The organism is Pelomonas sp. BJYL3 (assembly GCF_027257975.1).
Classification (GTDB): domain Bacteria; phylum Pseudomonadota; class Gammaproteobacteria; order Burkholderiales; family Burkholderiaceae_C; genus Roseateles_B; species Roseateles_B flavus.
Genome location: NZ_JANZKX010000007.1, coordinates 25147 through 41932, shown reverse-complemented (window position 1 = coordinate 41932; position 16786 = coordinate 25147). Strand labels below are relative to the sequence as shown.

Here is a 16786-nt window from a genome sequence, read left to right as displayed (position 1 = left end):
GCCGGGCTCGCCATGAGCTGGCAGGACCGCCTGCAGCGCGCCTGGGCGAGCAATGACGCGCTGGCGCAGGCCCTGCGTCCCTTGGGCGCCCTTCACGCGGCCCTGCTGCGCCTGCGCGTCTGGGCCTACCGTGCCGGCCTGAAGAAGAGCGTGCCGCTGCCTCGTCCCGTCATCGTCGTCGGCAACTGGATCGTCGGCGGCGCGGGCAAGACACCGGCCACGCTGACCCTGCTGGATCTTCTTGAGCGTCAGGGCTGGCGCGCGGGCGTGGTCTCCCGCGGCTATGGCCGGCATGACGACAGCCGGACGCTGCTGGTCCAGGCCGGCAGCAAGGCGGGCGACGTGGGGGATGAGCCCCTGCTGATCCACCTGCGCAGCCGCCGCCCGGTGGCCGTGGGGCGTGACCGCATCGCCGCCGCCCAGGCCTTGCTGGCGGCCCACCCCGACCTGCACCTCATCGTGGCCGACGACGGCCTGCAGCACTGGCGCCTGCCCCGGCAGCTGAGCATCGTGGTGATCGACGACCGCGGCCTGGGCAACGGCCGCCTGCTCCCGGCCGGCCCGCTGCGCCAGACCGGCCCGCTTCCGGCGCCGCCGGGCAGCCGGGACGACACCCTGCTGCTGTACAGCGGCGGCCGGGCCAGCACGTCCCTGCCCGGCTATGTGGGTACGCGCCGCCTGGCCGGCGCCGTCCGGCTGGAAGACTGGTGGCAGGGCCGGCCGGCCAGCCCCGAGGCGCTGCAGGCCTTGAAGGGCCGTCCGGTGCTGGCGGTGGCCGGCCTGGCACGCCCGCAGGCCTTCTTCGACATGCTGGGCGACCAGGGGCTGGACATCCGCCCCCTGCCGCTGCCGGATCACCACGACTTCGCCGAGCTGCCCTGGCCCGCCGACTGCCCCGAGCTGCTGCTGACGGAAAAGGACGCCGTCAAGCTCCCCCCCTCCCGTGCGGGTCAAACCCGGGTGTGGGTGGTGGCGCTAGACTTCAGGCCCGAATTTGCTTTCGAGCAGGCCCTGCGCGACCGCGTGCAGGCCCTGCTCCGCTGAACATGGACACGCGACTGCTGGAAATGCTGGTCTGCCCGATCTGCAAGGGCCCCCTGGAACACCTGCGAGAGGACAGCCGGCGCGAGCTGGTCTGCCATGCCGACCGCCTGGCCTTCCCCATCCGTGACGGCATCCCGGTGATGCTGGAGAACGAGGCCCGCGCCCTGGACGCGCCGCCTGCAGACAAGCCGCAGGCCGCAGACCCGGCATGAGCTTCCACATCGTCATCCCCGCCCGCCTGGCCTCCACGCGCCTGCCCAACAAGCCGCTGGCGGACATCGCCGGCCTGCCCATGATCGTGCGGGTGGCGCAGCGGGCCGCCCTTGCAGGCGCGGCCCAGGTGGTGGTGGCGACCGATGCGCCCGAAGTGCTCGCGGCCTGCGAGGCCCACGGCATTCGCGCACTGCTCACGCGCGCTGACCACCCCAGCGGCAGCGACCGCCTGGCGGAGGCCGTGGAACTGCTGGGCCTGGCTGACGACGCAGTCGTGCTCAATGTGCAGGGCGACGAGCCCCTGATCGACCCCGCCATGATCCGCGCCTGCGCCGAGCTGCTGCTGAGCCGCCCCCACTGCGCCATGAGCACCGTGGCACATGGCATCGACAGCGCCGAGGAGTTCGCCAACCCCAATGTGGTGAAGCTGGTCTGCGATGCGGCAGGGCATGCGCTCTACTTCTCGCGCGCGCCCATCCCCTGGTGGCGCGACGCCCCGGCAGGCAGCGCACAGCCGCATCCCGGCGCGGTGTTGCGGCACGTGGGCCTGTACGGCTACCGGGCCGGCTTCCTCCGCCGCTTCCCTCAGCTGGCGCAGAGCCCCCTGGAGCAGATCGAAGCCCTGGAGCAGCTGCGGGTGCTGTGGCACGGCGAGCGCATCGCGGTGCATGTCAGCGACACCCGGCCCGGCCCGGGGGTGGACACTCCCGAGGATCTGGACCGGGTCCGGCGCCTGGTGAGCGCCGCCTGAACCAACACCCCTGCCAAATGGCAAGCCAGACTTGTCGGAAACCTCGGGTTACACCGCATGATCAGCCCGGACCCCGTCAGCCAGACGAAGGCTGGCGCGTGATATTCTCCCCGGCAGTTTGTCGGAGCACCGGGCAGGTGCGCCCCCTTGAGTATTGAGGACCCCCATGCGACTGATTCTTCTCGGCGCCCCTGGCGCTGGCAAAGGCACCCAAGCCGCCTTCATCTGCCAGAAATTCGGCATTCCCCAGATCTCCACCGGGGACATGCTGCGCGCCGCCATCAAGGCGGGCACCGAGATGGGCCTGGCTGCCAAGAAGGTCATGGACGCCGGCGGCCTGGTCAGTGACGACATCATCATCGGCCTCGTCAAGGAACGCATCGCCCAGCCGGATTGCGCCAAGGGCTTCCTCTTTGACGGCTTCCCCCGCACCATTCCCCAGGCCGACGCCATGAAGGCCGCCGGCGTGAAGCTGGACTACGTGCTGGAAATCGACGTGCCCTTCGAGGCCATCATCGAGCGCATGAGCGGCCGCCGCGTGCATGTGGCCTCCGGCCGCACCTACCACGTCAAGTTCAACCCGCCCAAGGTCGACGGCAAGGATGACGCCACCGGCGAAGAGCTGATCCAGCGCGACGACGACAAGGAAGAGACCGTCAAGAAGCGCCTGGAGGTCTACTCGGCCCAGACCCGTCCCCTGGTGGACTACTACTCCAGCTGGGCCGCCCAGGGTGACGCCCAGGCCCCCAAGTACCGCCGTATCGAGGGCATGGGCACGGTGGACGAGATCACCGCCCGCGCCATGGCCGCGCTGTCGGCCTGACCCGGCTCACAAAAATCCCCGCAAGCCGCTGTTCAGCGGCTTTTCTTTTGCGGGAGAATTGACGTTTACGTTAACGTCAGTTGTTCAGGAGACAACAAGCATGGACATCGCAAACAAGGTTTTCATCGTCACCGGCGGCGCTTCCGGCCTGGGCGAAGGCACGGCCCGCATGCTGGCCCGTGAAGGCGGCAAGGTCGTCATCGCCGATCTGAACGTCGAAAAGGGCGAGGCGCTGGCCGCCGAGCTGGGCGGCGCCTTCGTGAAGGCCGATGTGAGCCAGGAAGCTGACGCCCAGGCCATCGTGGCCAAGGCCCTGAGCCTGGGCAAGCTGATGGGTCTGGTGAACTGCGCCGGCATCGCCCCGGCCGCCAAGACGGTCGGCAAGGACGGCGCCCATGCCCTGTCCCTGTTCCAGAAGGTCATCAACGTGAACCTGGTGGGCAGCTTCAACATGATCCGCCTGGCTTCGGAAGCCATGTGCAAGAACGAGCCGGAAGCCACCGGCGAGCGCGGCGTGATGATCTCCACGGCCTCGGTGGCCGCCTATGACGGCCAGATCGGCCAGGCGGCCTATGCGGCCTCCAAGGGCGGCGTGGTCGGCATGACCCTGCCCATCGCTCGCGACCTAGCCCGCAACGGCATCCGCAACATGACCATCGCCCCCGGCATCTTCGGCACGCCCATGCTCTTCGGCATGCCCCAGGAAGTGCAGGACGCCCTGGCCGCCAGCGTGCCCTTCCCCTCGCGCCTGGGTCGCCCGGAAGACTATGCCAAGCTGGTTCACCAGATCATCACCAACGACATGCTCAATGGCGAGGTGATCCGCCTGGACGGCGCCATCCGTCTCGCTCCGCGCTGAGCTGCAGGGCCGCGGCCGGAGGCAGGCGCACGACAGGCGCCGCCGGCCACAGCGGCCCTGATCCGACCCCTTGAGGCGACTTGAGGCGCCTCAGGCGGACAAAAAAGCGGCCCCGAGGGGCCGCTTTGTCTTGGGGCTCAATGCCCTGGGATCAGCGCTTGGCGCTGCGAGCGTAGACGCTCCACAGGCGCGCCATGTCCTGCACGCCGTCCGTGCCCTTCACAGAGCGCCAGGCGGCTTGCGCCTTGCTCATCTCGCCACCCTGGAAGTAGGCCAGGCCTTGGTACAGCTTGGCGTCCTCGGGGCGCTTCAGGCCACCCTTGGCGATGCCCTGCTCGATCAGCTTGGCACCCTTGGCGGCTTCGCCACGGAAGGCATAGGCCAGGCCCACGGTCACCAGGGCATTGCCGTCCTTGGCATCCTGCGCGTCCTTCTCGGCCGTCGCGGCGGCCGCCTTGGCCTCGGCCACCTTCTTGACGATCAGGTCCTGCAGACGCTTGTGACGCGCACCGTCGGCGCCTTGACCCAGCACGCCGGCGGCGAAGCCCTTGTCGACGATCAGCTTGCCTTCGTCGGGGAAGCCGGCCTGCACGGCCAGCTGCGCGGACTCCATGTAGTCGGTGGCATCCTTGAAGTTGCCGGTGGCCAGCTTCAGGCGGTAGATGTCCAGGGAGAAGCGGTCGGAGAAGCTGGGCTTCTGCTGCACACGGCTCAGGACGTCAGCCCACAGCTCCTTGCGGGGATAGTAGGTCAGCAGCTTTTCCAGGGCCGAGGCCTCGGTGTTGCTGTCCTTGGCCTTCATGGCGGCATTCAGCAGCAGGTTCAGCTTGTTCTGCGAAGGCGTGCGGCCGGCCTTCTCGTCCGCTGCGACTTCCTCGCTGGTCTCCTTGATGATGGAGGCCATGTCACCGGACAGGTACTGCGCCTGCGACAGCACTTCCTTCATGGTGGCACTGTTGCCGCCTTCCTTGAAGTAGCGCTGGGCCCAGGTCAGTGCCTTGGCATGGTCGCGGTTGCGCAGGTAGGTGCCGGCGATCGATTCGATCATGCGCAGCTGATCCTGGGCGCCGAGCTTGCCGCTGGCCTTCAGGGCTTCGAAGCCCTTGACCATGGAATCGGTGTCCGAGGCGCCCGAGGCGGCAGCCACGCGCATGTATTCCAGCTGGTAGTTTTCATTCGCGGTGCGGCCAGCGACGCCTTCGGCGTCCTTCACCTTGGCCAGCGCCTCCTTGTACTTGCCGGCCTTGATCAGCGCGCCCGCATCCTTCAGGTGCTTGCCGATCTCAGGACGAACACCCTCGGACTGCGCGCTCGCTTGCGAGAAACCGATCTCTCCCTGGGGGCCGGCACCCAGAACCAGTGCCATGGCGCCGACGGCGGCCGTGGCCAGTGCCTTGATTTTCATTGTTTCATCTCCTGACGTGAAAAGACGCGCGGCCCTTGCGGACAGCGCGTCCATGAAGTCTACGCAAGTTTTACTTGACGAACTGCTCGTTGCCGACGATGCCCATCTTGGTCACACCGAGGCGTTGAGCGGCTGCCAGCACCATGGCAACGCGGCCATAGTCCACCAGCTTGTTCGGCTTGATATGAACTTCGGGCTGGTCGGGACCCGGCTTGGCGGCTTCAATCAGGCGAGCCTCCAGCTGGTTCTTGTCGACCTGCTCGTTGTTCCACAGCACCGTGCCGTCGAAGTCGATGAAGATCTCGACCACCACCGGCTCCTTCACCTCGGTCGGAGGCGGTGCGCCGTTCGGCATGTTCATGTTCACCGAGTGCAACTGGATGGGGATGGTGATGATCAGCATCACCAGCAGCACCAACATCACGTCAATCAGAGGCGTGGTGTTGACATCCATCATCACATCGGCTTCGTCCCCACCGGACGAACTACCAACATTCATTCCCATGCTGTGCTCCTGCCTCAACCACCGCGCGCAGGCGGCTCGGTGATGAAGCTGATCTTCAGGATGCCGGCACGTTGGCAGGTGTAGATCACCTTGCCGACGGACTCGTAGCGCGCTTTTTCGTCGCCACGGATGTGCACCTCAGGCTGAGGATTCAGCACGGCCACCTTCTTCAGGCGATCAAACAGCGCGTCCGTGTCGGGCACGTTGGCGGTCGCCCAATAGATGTCGCCATCCTTGGTGATCGCAATCTCGATATTCTCCGGCTTGGTGACGCGGACCAGGTTCGTTTCCTTGGGCAAGGAAAGATTGACCGATTGCGTCACCACCGGAACGGTGATCAGAAAGATGATCAAGAGCACCAACATCACGTCCACGAGGGGCGTGGTGTTGATGGTCGAGACAACTTCATCATCGCCGGAAGAGGATCCGACGTTCATTCCCATGATGGAACTCCGGGATGAATTGGATTAGCGCTTGACTTGACGGCTGCCCATCAGGACGCCATGCAGGTCGGCGGCGAAGGCACGCACTTGGGCCATCACGGCCTTGTTGCGGTTCACCAGCCAGTTGTAGCCCAGCACAGCAGGCACAGCGACGGCCAGACCGATGGCGGTCATGATCAGTGCGGCGCCCACGGGGCCGGCGACCTTGTCGATCGAAGCCTGGCCAGCCACGCCGATCTGGGTCAGGGCTTGCAGAATGCCCCACACGGTACCGAACAGGCCGATGAAGGGAGAGGTCGAGCCCACGGTAGCCAGGAAGCCCAGGCCGCCTTGCAGACGGGTGTTGACTTCGCCAACAGCGCGGTCGACGTTCATGGTCACCCAGGTGTTGTGATCGATGTTCTCGGTCAGGGCACCTTCGTGGTGATCAGAGGCTTCCACAGCGCTCTGGGCGATGTAGCGCATGGCGCCGGTCTCGCTCAGGGTCTTGATGCCGTCTTGCAGGCTGGCCTTCTTGAAGAAGGTGGCGCGGGCTTCCTTGGCTTCCTTGGCCAGCTTGGTGGTGTCCCACAGCTTGGTGAAGAGGATGTACCAGGAACCCATGGACATCACGGCCAGGATGGCCAGGACCATCTGGTCCACCACGTTGCCGTGGGCGACGATGTTGCCCAGGCTGTAGGGGTTCTCGGTGGACTTTTCGGTCACGGGAGCGGCAGCAGGAGCGGGAGCGGCTTCAGCAGGAGCTGCGGTTTGCTCGGCAGGCTTCTGGTCCTGGGCGCGGGCAACCATCGGCGACACGGCCAGGGTCGCAGCAACTGCGATTGCCGCGATCATGGCGGAGATACGAGAGATCATGGAGTCAACTCCTACGCAAAGAAAACTGATGTTCAGTTGAGAAATCGGGGCCGGGTGCCAGCCCCTCTTGTGTCGAGAACCGGGCGCACGGCCCGCGTTCGTCATTCGATGTTGAACACGAAGTCCTGTTCGAACACGTGATCGCCGGGGCACTCGTAGGTATCTGCCAGTGCCTGGGAGATGGCGTTCTGCATGGCGCGTTGCGCCTTGCGGTCGCTGGCGCCACGGATCACGGCCAGTTCGACGCTGACCACGCGGCCGGCCTTGACGGTCGCGGTGGCCTTGAACTCGGCACGGCCCGACCAGTTCACGGACGGCACTTCCGGCTTGCCCATCTTGGTGCAGACCATGGCTGCCGTCTTGGGGCCCACGCGAGGCGCAGGAGCCGGAGCGGCGACCGGAGCGGGCGGCGGAGCCGGGTGCACATCGGTCTTGGGCGGGGGCGTCTGCGACTGGGTCGAGATCGTCGGGGCCGGAGCCGGTGCCGTCACCTGGACTTCAGGAGGCGGAATGAACGGGGGCGGCGGAGCCTTCATGTCAGGAGGCGGCGGAACCACCTTCTCGACGGGAGGCGGCGGCTTCTTCACCTCTTCAATGACCTTGGTCTCGATCGGCGCGATGGCCTGGACCACCTTCTTCGCCAACCCGCTCGCCAAGGCATAGGCCATCAGCACGTGGATCAGCACCACGACACCGAAGCCCGTCAACCGAGACGAACTGTTGTTCTCCTGCGCAAAGTTCATGCGCGCTCCTTCAAAAGACTTCGTAACACTCTGCAACACGCGCCGCTCAGCGACGCCACACAGGAAAGCCCTTTCGGACCCCCACTCCAACGGCAGGCACCCAGTCTCCAAAGCACCTGCCGCCACACTCAACGCAGGACCGGCAATGTACCAGCAAGCAGCTCGGACCCTGTCTCAAGCTGGTTACCGCAACTCCCGGCACACGCGCGCAAAGTGCGCCGCGGACATGCGAAAGAGGCGAAATGATACGCGAGAGCCCTCTCTAGACTGGTTCGGGCTTACCCCGAGCTTGCAGCGGGCTGAGTGGACTTACGGGCGACGGCCCGCGCTGCCACAAAGCGGTATTCTACTGGTCACATAAAAAGCCTACAGCTTCGCAGACTCGGGGCCCGTGAAAAGTCACAGACCGTCCCGCAACGTGTCTGTTTGTTGCCGGCCCAACACAAGGGTTTACGCGAAAGATCGCACCACCAGACCCTGCAGCGCCCAACGCACGTGAAGACCGCCCGATCTGCGTTTTCCCAGGGCTGACACAGGCTTGGCGCAGGATCCTCGCGCAATGCCTCCCACCATGCACTTAGACACGGTGCTGACAGTCATGGGCTAACCCTTACGGCCGTTCCAAGCAAAGTTCTGAAAATCGGCCTCGCAGTTTCAGCTGACCGCGCTTGCTTTTGCGCTCACAAGGTCGCAAAGGCTGGTCGAGACTGAATGCAGTCTTCCTAACACACGAGGGTTTTCCCATGGCAAATCGAATGAATGAAAGCTCCCTGGGCTTCGCGCGCCGCTCTGCGGTCGCGATGGCCGTGGGCCTGATGGTGGCGTCCGGCGCGGTGTACGCACAGTCGAACGCAACCGGCAGCCTGTTCGGTAACGTGCAGGTGGGCGGCGCCACCACCGTCACGATTGAGAACACCGCCACTGGCCTGAAGCGCACGCTGACCCCCGATGCGTCCGGCCGCGTGCAGGCTACGTCGCTGCCGACCGGTGTCTATCGAGTGAGCCTGGTCAAGGATGGCAAGATTGTCCAGACCCTGGATGCCGTTGAAGTCCGCATCGGCCAAGGCGCCGAGATCGTCTTCAACAACACGCTGGACACCGTCACGGTGACCGGCTCCCGCAAGACCATCGACGTCAGCAACACCAACAACAGCGGCGCGACCTTCACCGCAAAGCAGCTGGACAACCTGCCCGTGGGCCGCACGGTGGAAGCCGTGGTCCAGCTGGCTCCCAACACCACCCGCGGCGACACCCGCTTCGGCAATGGCAACACGGCCAGCTTTGGTGGCGGCGCCGTCTCGGAAAACTCGTATTACATCAACGGCTTCCCGGTCGTGAACCCCCTGACCGGCCTGGGCGCTTCCCAGCTGCCGTTCGGTGCCATCGACCAGGCCCAGGTGCTGGTCGGCGGCTTCGGTGCTGAATTCGGCCGTTCCGTGGGTGGCGTGGTGAACATCACCACCAAGTCCGGCACCAACCAGTGGGAAGCTGGCGTGTCCGTGAGCGTTGCTCCGGCCTCCTTCCGCAATGCGCCGAAGAACTTCAACTACGGCAACACGAAGTACAACCCCGCCACGGACGGCAAGCTGCGCAACTACCGTGAGCAGAACACCCTGTCCTCGAACACCTACGGCGGTTATGTCGGTGGTCCGCTGATCAAGGACAAGCTGTTCCTGTTCGCCGCTGCCGAGCAGCTCAACACCAAGTCCAGCTTCCTGAGCACCGCTGACGGCTTCGTCGGCGCCAGCGCCACGGCCCTGAAGCGCGCATGGGTCGAGAACGAGTACAAGATCACTCGCTCCATGCTGAAGATGGACTGGCTGGTTACGGATGAGCACCGCCTGGAGTTCACCTCCATCGGCGATTCCCCCGTCAGCGAGAACCGCTACTTCGGCTGGAACCCGACGACCAGGCAGCGCGACTACGTGCTGGCCACTTCGAACAAGCTCTCCAACGTTGATGACAACGGTGGTCAGCTGAACATGTTCAAGTACACCGGCAACCTGACCAGCGATCTGACCCTGACGGCGATCTATGGCCAGAACTCCTCGAAGCACGAGAACGAGTACGCCGGCTTCGACCCGAGCAAGGAACTGTTCACGGTCAGCGCCCCCGCCAACGCCCAGATGCCTGGCGTGGTCTACAACAACCCGCAGCCCATCAGCGGCAACGTGCTGGCCCCTGGCTCGAAGGACGTCGTCAAGTCCTTCCGCTTCGACCTGGAATACATCCTGGGCAAGCACACCATCCGCGGCGGCCTGGACAAGAACAAGATCCAGTCCATCGCAGCGGGTGAGTTCAAGGCCGGTGGCGGCACCTGGTTCTACTACAAGACCGACACGCCCAACGAGCCGGTCGAAGTCTCCGGCGGCGTGGTTCCCGCGCCCGGCGGCCAGGGCTACTACGTTGGCAAGGGCCTGTTCACCGACGTGACCGACTCCTACGGCGAACAGTCGGCCTTCTACGTCGAAGACAAGTTCCAGGTCACCAAGGACCTGCTGGTGGTTGGCGGCCTGCGCAACGAGTCCTTCAAGAACCAGAACGGCGACCGCCAGACCTTCCTGGAAATGAAGGGCCAGATCAACCCGCGCCTGGCATTCAGCTATGACGCCCGTGGCGATGGCACGCTGAAGCTGTTCGGTACTGCCGGCCGCTACTCGGTGCCCATCCCCACCCACATCACCGTGCGTGGCGCTGGCCGTTCGACCTTCACCGAACAGTTCTACACCTACACCGGCGTGGATCCCGTCACCGGCGCTCCCACCGGCCTGAAGCAGCTGACGGCTCCGCTGTCGGGCAACAACGAGTTCGGTCAGGAAAAGGACATCAAGTCCCTGGCCGCCCTCAACATGAAGCCCTCGTACCAGGATGAATTCAGCGCTGGCTTCGAGCACGCCCTGAGCCCTTCCTACAACATCGGCGGACGCTTCACCTATCGCAGCCTGAAGTCGACCATCGATGACTTCTGCGATGTGCGTCCGTTCGAGAAGTGGGCTGCTGCCAACCACATCGAGATCACCAACCCGCTGTGGGGCAACACCTGCCAGACCTTCAACCCGGGTCAGGACAACACCTTCCTGGTGGACTTCAAGGGCACCGGCAAGGACCACTCCGTGGTGGCGCTGACGGCCGCCGAGCAGGGCTTCGAAAAGGTCAAGCGCACCTACAAGGCCATCGACGTCTTCGTCGAGCACCCGCTGAAGAACGGCTGGTACGGCAAGGTGGCCTACACCTGGTCGAAGAACATGGGCAACACCGAAGGCCAGGTCCGTTCCGACAACGGCCAGGCTGACGTCGCCGTGACCTCGGTCTGGGATTACCCCGAGCTGATGATCGGCGCCTACGGCCCCCTGCCCAACGACCGCAAGCACCAGATCAAGGCTTTCGGCTTCGTGGACGTGGGCTACGGCTGGAACCTGGGTGCCAACCTGCTGATGGCCTCCGGCCGTCCCCGCAGCTGCCTGGGCAGCCAGCCCTCCAACCCGACCGGTTCGCCCAACTACGCCAACCAGCACTTCTACTGCCTGGGTGACAAGCGCTCCAACAACGTGCTGGTGCCCCGCGGCACGCTGGGTCGTCTGAGCTGGGACAACCGCCTGGACGTCAACGTGGTCTACAAGCCTTCCGTTGTGAAGGGCCTGGCTCTGCGCATGGACATCTTCAACGTGTTCAACAAGCAGACCGTGACCAGCGTGGAAGAGCGTTACAACAACGGCACCCAAGTGCGTAACACGTACGAGCTGCCGCTGAGCATGACCGCTCCGCGTTCCTTCAAGTTCACCGCCAGCTACGATCACAAGTTCTGATCAAGCCGACCGGATCCCGGCCTTCCCCTGCGGCAGGCCGGGTGAACGAATCCCTCACGGGAACAAGCCATCCAGTGAAAGCTGGGTGGCTTTTTTCTTGCCGGCAGCGACACCCATGGCCTGTCTGCACCCGCGCCGGCGAGGTTCTACAGGGCGCTTTTCCAAGGAGCTGCCCGCCCCCGCCAAGACAGGCCAGCAGCCTCCTGCGCGGGCGATCCAGGCTCGGGCGATGGGGCCGCAGGGGTCCCCGGGCTGATGTGCGCCGGCACGCTCAGGGTGCAGCGAAGACCGGCCGAGGAGACCGGCCAGAACGGCTGATTGGAGCAGCCGGGCAGACCGACCACTCAGGCCGGCCTTGAGGTGCGGCGCCAGGAGGGTTGGCCGCTGGCGGGGCTCAGTGGCCCCAGGCCATGATCACGTCCCGCCCCTGCACCACGAGATCCACACGGTGCCCCACCGGCAGGCAGACCTTGGTCGGCACGTGGCCAAAGGGCAGGCCCGTCAGGATGGGCGTCCGCGTGCGCTGGCGCAGCGCCTCCACTGCCGAGCGCAGGGTGTAGCCGCGGTCCAGCGGGGACTTCTTCCAGCCTCCGAAATCACCCAGGATCACGGCCTTCTGCTGGTCCAGCACCCCGGCCTGCAAGAGCTGCAGCAGGTTGCGCTCGACACGATAGGGATGCTCGTTGATGTCTTCCAGGAAGAGGATGCCGCCCTTGACCTTGGGGAAGTGCGGGGTGCCCAACAGCGAATTGACGATGCTCAGATTACCGCCCCACAGCGTGCCGCGGGCTTCGAGGCCGTCGAAGCCGGCCTCCGTGCGGAAGCCGATGGCCTCGAGTTCGCCATGCATGGCCTCCAGGAAGCAGTCCTGGGTGACGTCGTCGACACCGCCCTCCTCTTCGGTCCGGCCGAAGTCCTCGCAGGCCATCGGGCCGGCCCAAGTCACCGCCTTGGCATGGCTCAGCAGGCCGAGGTGCAGGCTGGTGAGATCGCTCAGGCCCACCCAGCGCGTGCCCTTCTCGACGCTGCGTGCCAGCAGCTGCCAGTCGATGCGGTCCAGCAGCCGCGACATGCCGTAGCCCCCTCGCGTGGCCATGGCCACCGAAGGGGCGGCCTTTGCCACACGATGCAGGGCGGCCAGGCGCGTGTCGTCGTCGCCGGCAAAGCGCTGACAGCGGGCCAGCGCCGCCTCGTCAATGCTGACCTCGAAGCCCAGGGCACCCAGGCGCTTGGCGGCGCGCCGCAGGGGCTGGGCCACAGGCAGGACGCCGGCGGGGGTGTAGAGGGTCAGGCTGCTGCTCATAGGCTTGGGAAATCCTTGGGTGAAAAGTCCAGCGGGCTGGCGTCGCCCACCGGGATGCTCGGTTCGTCGGGGCGCGCTGCGGCGGCCCGCCGCTGTTCGCGACGCTGGCGTGCGGCCTCGCGCCGCTCGGCGAAGAACTGGCGCAGCAGCCGCGCGGCAGGTTCGGCCAGGACGCCGCCCTGGATGCAGGTGTGGTGGTTCAGCTGCCGCTCGCCAAACAGGTTCAGCACGGAGCCCGCCACGCCGGTCTTGGGGTCGGGGGCCGCAAAGACCACGCGCTTGAGCCGCGCATGCATCATGGCCATCGCGCACATCGCGCAGGGTTCCAGGGTGACGAAGAGCTCGCACTCCGGCAGCCGGTAGTTGCCCAGCAGCTGAGCCGCATGGCGCAGGGCCACGATCTCGGCATGGGCGGTCGGGTCGTGCGTGGTGATGGGCCGGTTGTAGCCTGTGGCAATCACCTGGCCCTGGCGCATCAGCACCGCCCCTACCGGCACCTCGCCCACCAGCCAGGCGTTGTGTGCCTGATCGAGGGCCAGGCGCATGGCGTATTCATCGGCAGGCGAAGCCGGCGCCACCACCGGGCCGGCAGCGGCGAGAGCGGGAGACGGCGGGACGGGCGATGAATCGGTCATGGAGCGCGACAGTGTAGCAAGCGCCCCCGGACGCACAGGGGCACTGCCCTGCCCTTATGCTGACGCCATGCAGGAACGTCTCTTCCCGGAGGACCCGCCCGATGTGCCGGCCCGGGAGCCCAAGGCCGCCGCAGCGATCCCCTCTCAGGCACCCCAGGCACCCGAGGCGGCCTCCTCCCGCCGCGGCGTGATGCCCGCTCCTGCGGACCCCTCGCTGGCCGCCCTGGCCCGGGCTCTGCCGCCCCAGGTCCGGCTGGGAGGCTCGACCTGGAGCTACCCGGGCTGGGCCGGCCTGGTCTGGGACCGCCCCTACTCCGAATCGCAGCTGGCCCGGCGTGGGCTGCAGGCCTACAGCCGCCATCCCCTGCTGCGCTGCGTCTGTGTCGACCGCAGCTTCTACCGCTCGCTCAGCGCCAGCCAGTACGAGCAGCTGGCGCAGCAGGTCGGTGAGGACTTCCGCTTCATCGTGAAGGCCCCGGCCCTGGTCTGTGATGCCCAGGTCCGTGACGAGGATGGGCGAGGCCGCCAGATCAACCCCGCCTTTCTCGACCCGCGCCTGGCCCTGCAGGAGTTCGTGCAGCCCGCCATGGAGGGGCTGGGGCGCCGCCTGGGAGCCCTGGTCTTCCAGCTGAGCCCCCTGCCACCTCAATGGCTGCCCCGCATGGAAGACTGCCTGGCGAAGCTGGACACCCTGCTGGCCGCCCTGCCCTCGCTGCAGGACTGCAGCCCGGATGGGCAGTTCGCCGTCGAAGTCCGTGACGCCCAGTGGCTGACCCCGGCCTTTGTCGAGATCCTGCGGCGGCATGGGGTCAGGTATTGCCTGGGCCTGCATCCCAAGCTTCCGCCGATCGAGGAGCAGCTGTGGATCCTTCGCCGCCTCTGGCCCTCGCCCCTGGTGTGCCGGTGGAACCTGCACCGCGCTCACGGCCCCTTCGGCTACGAAGAAGCCGAGAAGCGCTATGGCGACTACTCCCAGCTGCTGGACCCCGATCCCGCCACCCGCTCGGCGCTGGCCCGCGTGGCCCGGGCCACCGCGGCAGCGGGACTGCCGGTCTATATCGGCATCAGCAATCACGCTGAGGGATGCGCCCCTCGTTCGGCCGAGGCGCTGGCCCAGGCCATCGTGGGCAGCCCCGAACCGGCACCGGGCTGAGCACGGACTGCATCACGGTGCCGCGGCCTCCGAGGCACGCTGGGCGGCCTGGTCCATCGCGCTCTGGACCTGCTCGCGCACGGCTTCGGTCTGCGCCCTGGGGCCGGCGGCGTCCGGGCTGCTCGAAGCACGGTCCGCAGCCCCCGCGGAGGGCGGAGACGCGGCCTGAAGCTGCCGGGCCGACTGCCGGGCATTGAACAGGACGATGCCCAGCACCAGAAGCAGGCCGACAAGGCCGAACGCAGCACGCATGGTGGACTCCCTTGAACGGTGAGGATGCTCTCCACGGGCATCTTCGCATGGGCCGCCATGCTCCTCACGGCGCGGGCGGCGCCGGCAGGATCATGGCGGGGCGCAGCTTCATCTCGGAGTCCAGCAGCAGCTTGCTGCGCAGCTCGGCCTGCACGGCCTCGAGGTGCTGCTCGGTGTCCGCGATGTGGGCGAGCATCAGGCGCGCGACGCGCGCGGCGTCCTGCTTGCGGGCCGCCGCCAGGATCTTGCGGTGATGCGCGACGGCCGCACAGCCCAGGGCCTGGTAGGCGGCCTCGGACACATGGACCGAGCCCACGACCAGGGTCTGCAGCAAGGCATTGATCAGCCGGCAATGGAAGCGCAGGAAGGCATTGGGGCAGGCCTCGGCGAGGATGTCGTGGAAGTGCAGGTCCTCGGTGCGCTGGCGCAGCGCCTCAGCGGTACCGGCCATGGGCTCGCAGCACGCAATGCTGCGTTCCAGGGCCTGGAAATGCTCCTCGCCCAAGTGAGGCACCGCCGCAGCGGCAAGCGCGGGCTCCAGGAGACGCCGGACCGCATAGATGTCATGGACGTCGATGTCCTGGAAGAACAGGTAGTTCTGCAGGAACTGGAAGGTGCGGTCCAGCGAGACCGCCTCGATGGTCGCACCGCCCCCCGGCCCGGTGGACAGGCGGATCAGGCCCTGCACCTCCAGGGCCTTGAGCGCCTCGCGCATGGTGCCGCGGCTGACCCCGAAATGCGCCTGCAGCTCGACCTCCTTGGGCAGGCGAGCGCCCGGCCGCAGATTGCGCTCGGTGATCCAGCGCTTGATCTGCTCCACGACCAGATCGCCGCGCTTGAGCACCCTCTGGGAGGGATGGGCTGGCTGCATGTTCACGAGACTCCCTCGGCAATCGCTGCGCCCGGCCGCGGACCTGCGGCTCGGGAAACCGGCTCAGGCGCGCAGCGAGGCCATGTCGATCACGAAGCGGTAGCGCACATCACCGCCTTGCAGGCGCTCGAAGGCCTCGTTGATGTCCTGCATGCGGATGCGTTCGATGTCGCAGCAGATGCCATGCTGCGCACAGAAGTCCAGCATCTCCTGCGTCTGGGCAATGCCTCCCATGGTGGAACCGGCCAGGCTGCGACGCTGGCTGATCAGGCTGAAGGCGCGGATGCCCTGGGGCTCGGGCGAGATGCCCAGCATGACCAGCGTGCCGTCGCGCCGCAGCAGACCGGCCAGTGCGTCCAGGTCCACGCGGCTGGACACCGTGTGGAGGATCAGGGCGAAGGCGCCACGCAGATGGGTCTGGGCGGCGAAGTCGGTGGCGCAGTGGAAGGCGTGGGCGCCCAGCCTGAACGCGTCCTGCTCCTTGCGTGCGGAATGGCTCAGGACGCTGACCTCGGCGCCCAGGGCCCGCGCGATCTTCACCGCCACATGACCCAGGCCGCCGAGCCCCAGCACCGCCACCCGCGTGCCCGGCCCCGTCCGCCAGTGCCGCAGGGGCGAGTACACGGTGATGCCGGCGCACAGCAGCGGCGCCGCTGCATCTGATGGCAGCGCCTCGGGGATGGCCACGGTGTAGGCCTCGTCCACGACAATGGCCGTCGCATAGCCGCCGTAGCTGCGGGTGAGGCCGTCGCGCTCCAGGCTGTTGTAGGTCGCCGTCATGCCTTGCTCGCAGTAGGGCTCCAGCCCTTCGAGGCAGGAGGCACAGCGCCGGCAGGAGTCCACGAAGCAGCCCACACCCACCCGGTCTCCCACCTGCCGACGGCTCACGGCCGGCCCGACGCGCTGCACGCGGCCCACGATCTCATGCCCCGGCACCATGGGGAAGAGCTGGCGCCCCCACTCGCCGCGCGCCTGGTGCAGGTCGGAGTGGCAGACGCCGCAGAAGTCGATCTCGATCAGCACGTCGCGCGGGCGCAGGGCCCGGCGTTCCACCTGCCAGGCGGTCAACGGCTCGCCGCGGCGCTGGGCTGCGAAGGCTTTGGTCAGATACATGGAGACTCCTTG

General features: G+C 66.7%; 17 protein-coding genes. 7 read left to right on the top strand and 10 right to left on the bottom strand.

Features of this window, described 5'->3' with window-relative positions; translation table 11 throughout:
- Positions 1-12: 12 nt before the first annotated feature.
- The 5 genes from lpxK to O9Y01_RS19480 all read left to right on the top strand — a co-directional run bounded on the left by lpxK (position 13) and on the right by O9Y01_RS19480 (position 3690).
- Positions 13-1044 carry a tetraacyldisaccharide 4'-kinase gene (gene lpxK / locus O9Y01_RS19500; RefSeq protein WP_269633283.1) on the top strand — a complete coding sequence of 344 codons (1032 nt, stop codon included), beginning with the start codon at positions 13-15 and terminating at the stop codon, positions 1042-1044.
- 2 nt (positions 1045-1046) lie between these two features.
- Positions 1047-1256 carry a Trm112 family protein gene (locus O9Y01_RS19495; RefSeq protein ID WP_269633282.1) on the top strand — a complete coding sequence of 70 codons (210 nt, stop codon included), beginning with the start codon at positions 1047-1049 and terminating at the stop codon, positions 1254-1256.
- Positions 1253-2008 carry a 3-deoxy-manno-octulosonate cytidylyltransferase gene (gene kdsB, locus O9Y01_RS19490; protein ID WP_269633281.1) on the top strand — a complete coding sequence of 252 codons (756 nt, stop codon included), beginning with the start codon at positions 1253-1255 and terminating at the stop codon, positions 2006-2008. The genes O9Y01_RS19495 and kdsB overlap by 4 nt, the downstream gene beginning before the upstream one ends.
- Before the next feature lie 166 nt (positions 2009-2174).
- On the top strand, positions 2175-2831 hold the full coding sequence (adk, locus tag O9Y01_RS19485) for an adenylate kinase (RefSeq protein ID WP_269633280.1): 657 nt from the start codon (positions 2175-2177) through the stop codon (positions 2829-2831).
- A gap of 100 nt (positions 2832-2931) precedes the next feature.
- Positions 2932-3690 (top strand): 3-hydroxyacyl-CoA dehydrogenase, encoded by a 759-nt coding sequence (locus O9Y01_RS19480; RefSeq protein ID WP_269633279.1) that lies wholly within the window; start codon positions 2932-2934, stop codon positions 3688-3690.
- A 151-nt stretch (positions 3691-3841) separates the two neighbouring features.
- Here O9Y01_RS19480 and O9Y01_RS19475 read toward each other — a convergent pair whose 3' ends face one another.
- The 5 genes from O9Y01_RS19475 to O9Y01_RS19455 form a co-directional block, all read right to left on the bottom strand.
- A complete protein-coding gene (locus O9Y01_RS19475) occupies positions 3842-5095 on the bottom strand; it encodes a hypothetical protein (RefSeq protein ID WP_269633278.1) in 1254 nt (417 codons plus the stop codon).
- A gap of 70 nt (positions 5096-5165) precedes the next feature.
- A complete protein-coding gene (locus tag O9Y01_RS19470) occupies positions 5166-5600 on the bottom strand; it encodes an ExbD/TolR family protein (RefSeq protein ID WP_269633277.1) in 435 nt (144 codons plus the stop codon).
- Positions 5601-5614: 14 nt separating this feature from the next.
- Entirely contained in the window at positions 5615-6043 is a 429-nt protein-coding gene (locus O9Y01_RS19465) for an ExbD/TolR family protein (protein WP_269633276.1), read from the bottom strand.
- Between the two features lie 24 nt (positions 6044-6067).
- Positions 6068-6898: a MotA/TolQ/ExbB proton channel family protein gene (locus O9Y01_RS19460; RefSeq protein WP_269633274.1), complete on the bottom strand. Its 831-nt coding sequence runs from the start codon at positions 6896-6898 to the stop codon at positions 6068-6070.
- A 101-nt stretch (positions 6899-6999) separates the two neighbouring features.
- Positions 7000-7641 carry an ABC transporter substrate-binding protein gene (locus tag O9Y01_RS19455; protein WP_269633273.1) on the bottom strand — a complete coding sequence of 214 codons (642 nt, stop codon included), beginning with the start codon at positions 7639-7641 and terminating at the stop codon, positions 7000-7002.
- 755 nt (positions 7642-8396) lie between these two features.
- Here O9Y01_RS19455 and O9Y01_RS19450 point away from each other — a divergent pair.
- On the top strand, positions 8397-11447 hold the full coding sequence (locus O9Y01_RS19450; protein ID WP_269633272.1) for a TonB-dependent receptor: 3051 nt from the start codon (positions 8397-8399) through the stop codon (positions 11445-11447).
- A gap of 394 nt (positions 11448-11841) precedes the next feature.
- Here O9Y01_RS19450 and O9Y01_RS19445 read toward each other — a convergent pair whose 3' ends face one another.
- On the bottom strand, positions 11842-12750 hold the full coding sequence (locus O9Y01_RS19445; RefSeq protein ID WP_269633271.1) for an LD-carboxypeptidase: 909 nt from the start codon (positions 12748-12750) through the stop codon (positions 11842-11844).
- Positions 12747-13421, bottom strand: a complete 675-nt coding sequence (tadA, locus tag O9Y01_RS19440) for a tRNA adenosine(34) deaminase TadA (RefSeq protein ID WP_442952777.1) — start codon at positions 13419-13421, stop codon at positions 12747-12749. The genes O9Y01_RS19445 and tadA overlap by 4 nt, the downstream gene beginning before the upstream one ends.
- Before the next feature lie 31 nt (positions 13422-13452).
- Here tadA and O9Y01_RS19435 point away from each other — a divergent pair, with 31 nt between their 5' ends.
- The gene (locus tag O9Y01_RS19435; RefSeq protein WP_269633269.1) at positions 13453-14538 is read left to right on the top strand and encodes a DUF72 domain-containing protein; all 1086 of its coding nucleotides are present in this window, start codon (positions 13453-13455) and stop codon (positions 14536-14538) included.
- A gap of 12 nt (positions 14539-14550) precedes the next feature.
- Here O9Y01_RS19435 and O9Y01_RS19430 read toward each other — a convergent pair whose 3' ends face one another.
- The 3 genes from O9Y01_RS19430 to O9Y01_RS19420 all read right to left on the bottom strand — a co-directional run bounded on the left by O9Y01_RS19430 (position 14551) and on the right by O9Y01_RS19420 (position 16774).
- The gene (locus O9Y01_RS19430) at positions 14551-14790 is read right to left on the bottom strand and encodes a hypothetical protein (RefSeq protein ID WP_269633268.1); all 240 of its coding nucleotides are present in this window, start codon (positions 14788-14790) and stop codon (positions 14551-14553) included.
- 64 nt (positions 14791-14854) lie between these two features.
- Positions 14855-15661: a FadR/GntR family transcriptional regulator gene (locus O9Y01_RS19425; RefSeq protein ID WP_269633267.1), complete on the bottom strand. Its 807-nt coding sequence runs from the start codon at positions 15659-15661 to the stop codon at positions 14855-14857.
- 63 nt (positions 15662-15724) lie between these two features.
- Entirely contained in the window at positions 15725-16774 is a 1050-nt protein-coding gene (locus O9Y01_RS19420; RefSeq protein WP_269633266.1) for an NAD(P)-dependent alcohol dehydrogenase, read from the bottom strand.
- Between the last annotated feature and the right edge of the window lie 12 nt (positions 16775-16786).

What these genes read in the sequence shown, in the direction of transcription:
- lpxK (WP_269633283.1), top strand. Translation starts at nt 13, where the DNA reads ATGAGCTGGCAGGACCGCCTGCAGCGCGCCTGGGCGAGCAATGACGCG.
- O9Y01_RS19495 (WP_269633282.1), top strand. Translation starts at nt 1,047, where the DNA reads ATGGACACGCGACTGCTGGAAATGCTGGTCTGCCCGATCTGCAAGGGC.
- kdsB (WP_269633281.1), top strand. Translation starts at nt 1,253, where the DNA reads ATGAGCTTCCACATCGTCATCCCCGCCCGCCTGGCCTCCACGCGCCTG.
- adk (WP_269633280.1), top strand. Translation starts at nt 2,175, where the DNA reads ATGCGACTGATTCTTCTCGGCGCCCCTGGCGCTGGCAAAGGCACCCAA.
- O9Y01_RS19480 (WP_269633279.1), top strand. Translation starts at nt 2,932, where the DNA reads ATGGACATCGCAAACAAGGTTTTCATCGTCACCGGCGGCGCTTCCGGC.
- O9Y01_RS19475 (WP_269633278.1), bottom strand. Translation starts at nt 5,095, where the DNA reads ATGAAAATCAAGGCACTGGCCACGGCCGCCGTCGGCGCCATGGCACTG.
- O9Y01_RS19470 (WP_269633277.1), bottom strand. Translation starts at nt 5,600, where the DNA reads ATGGGAATGAATGTTGGTAGTTCGTCCGGTGGGGACGAAGCCGATGTG.
- O9Y01_RS19465 (WP_269633276.1), bottom strand. Translation starts at nt 6,043, where the DNA reads ATGGGAATGAACGTCGGATCCTCTTCCGGCGATGATGAAGTTGTCTCG.
- O9Y01_RS19460 (WP_269633274.1), bottom strand. Translation starts at nt 6,898, where the DNA reads ATGATCTCTCGTATCTCCGCCATGATCGCGGCAATCGCAGTTGCTGCG.
- O9Y01_RS19455 (WP_269633273.1), bottom strand. Translation starts at nt 7,641, where the DNA reads ATGAACTTTGCGCAGGAGAACAACAGTTCGTCTCGGTTGACGGGCTTC.
- O9Y01_RS19450 (WP_269633272.1), top strand. Translation starts at nt 8,397, where the DNA reads ATGAATGAAAGCTCCCTGGGCTTCGCGCGCCGCTCTGCGGTCGCGATG.
- O9Y01_RS19445 (WP_269633271.1), bottom strand. Translation starts at nt 12,750, where the DNA reads ATGAGCAGCAGCCTGACCCTCTACACCCCCGCCGGCGTCCTGCCTGTG.
- O9Y01_RS19435 (WP_269633269.1), top strand. Translation starts at nt 13,453, where the DNA reads ATGCAGGAACGTCTCTTCCCGGAGGACCCGCCCGATGTGCCGGCCCGG.
- O9Y01_RS19430 (WP_269633268.1), bottom strand. Translation starts at nt 14,790, where the DNA reads ATGCGTGCTGCGTTCGGCCTTGTCGGCCTGCTTCTGGTGCTGGGCATC.
- O9Y01_RS19425 (WP_269633267.1), bottom strand. Translation starts at nt 15,661, where the DNA reads ATGCAGCCAGCCCATCCCTCCCAGAGGGTGCTCAAGCGCGGCGATCTG.
- O9Y01_RS19420 (WP_269633266.1), bottom strand. Translation starts at nt 16,774, where the DNA reads ATGTATCTGACCAAAGCCTTCGCAGCCCAGCGCCGCGGCGAGCCGTTG.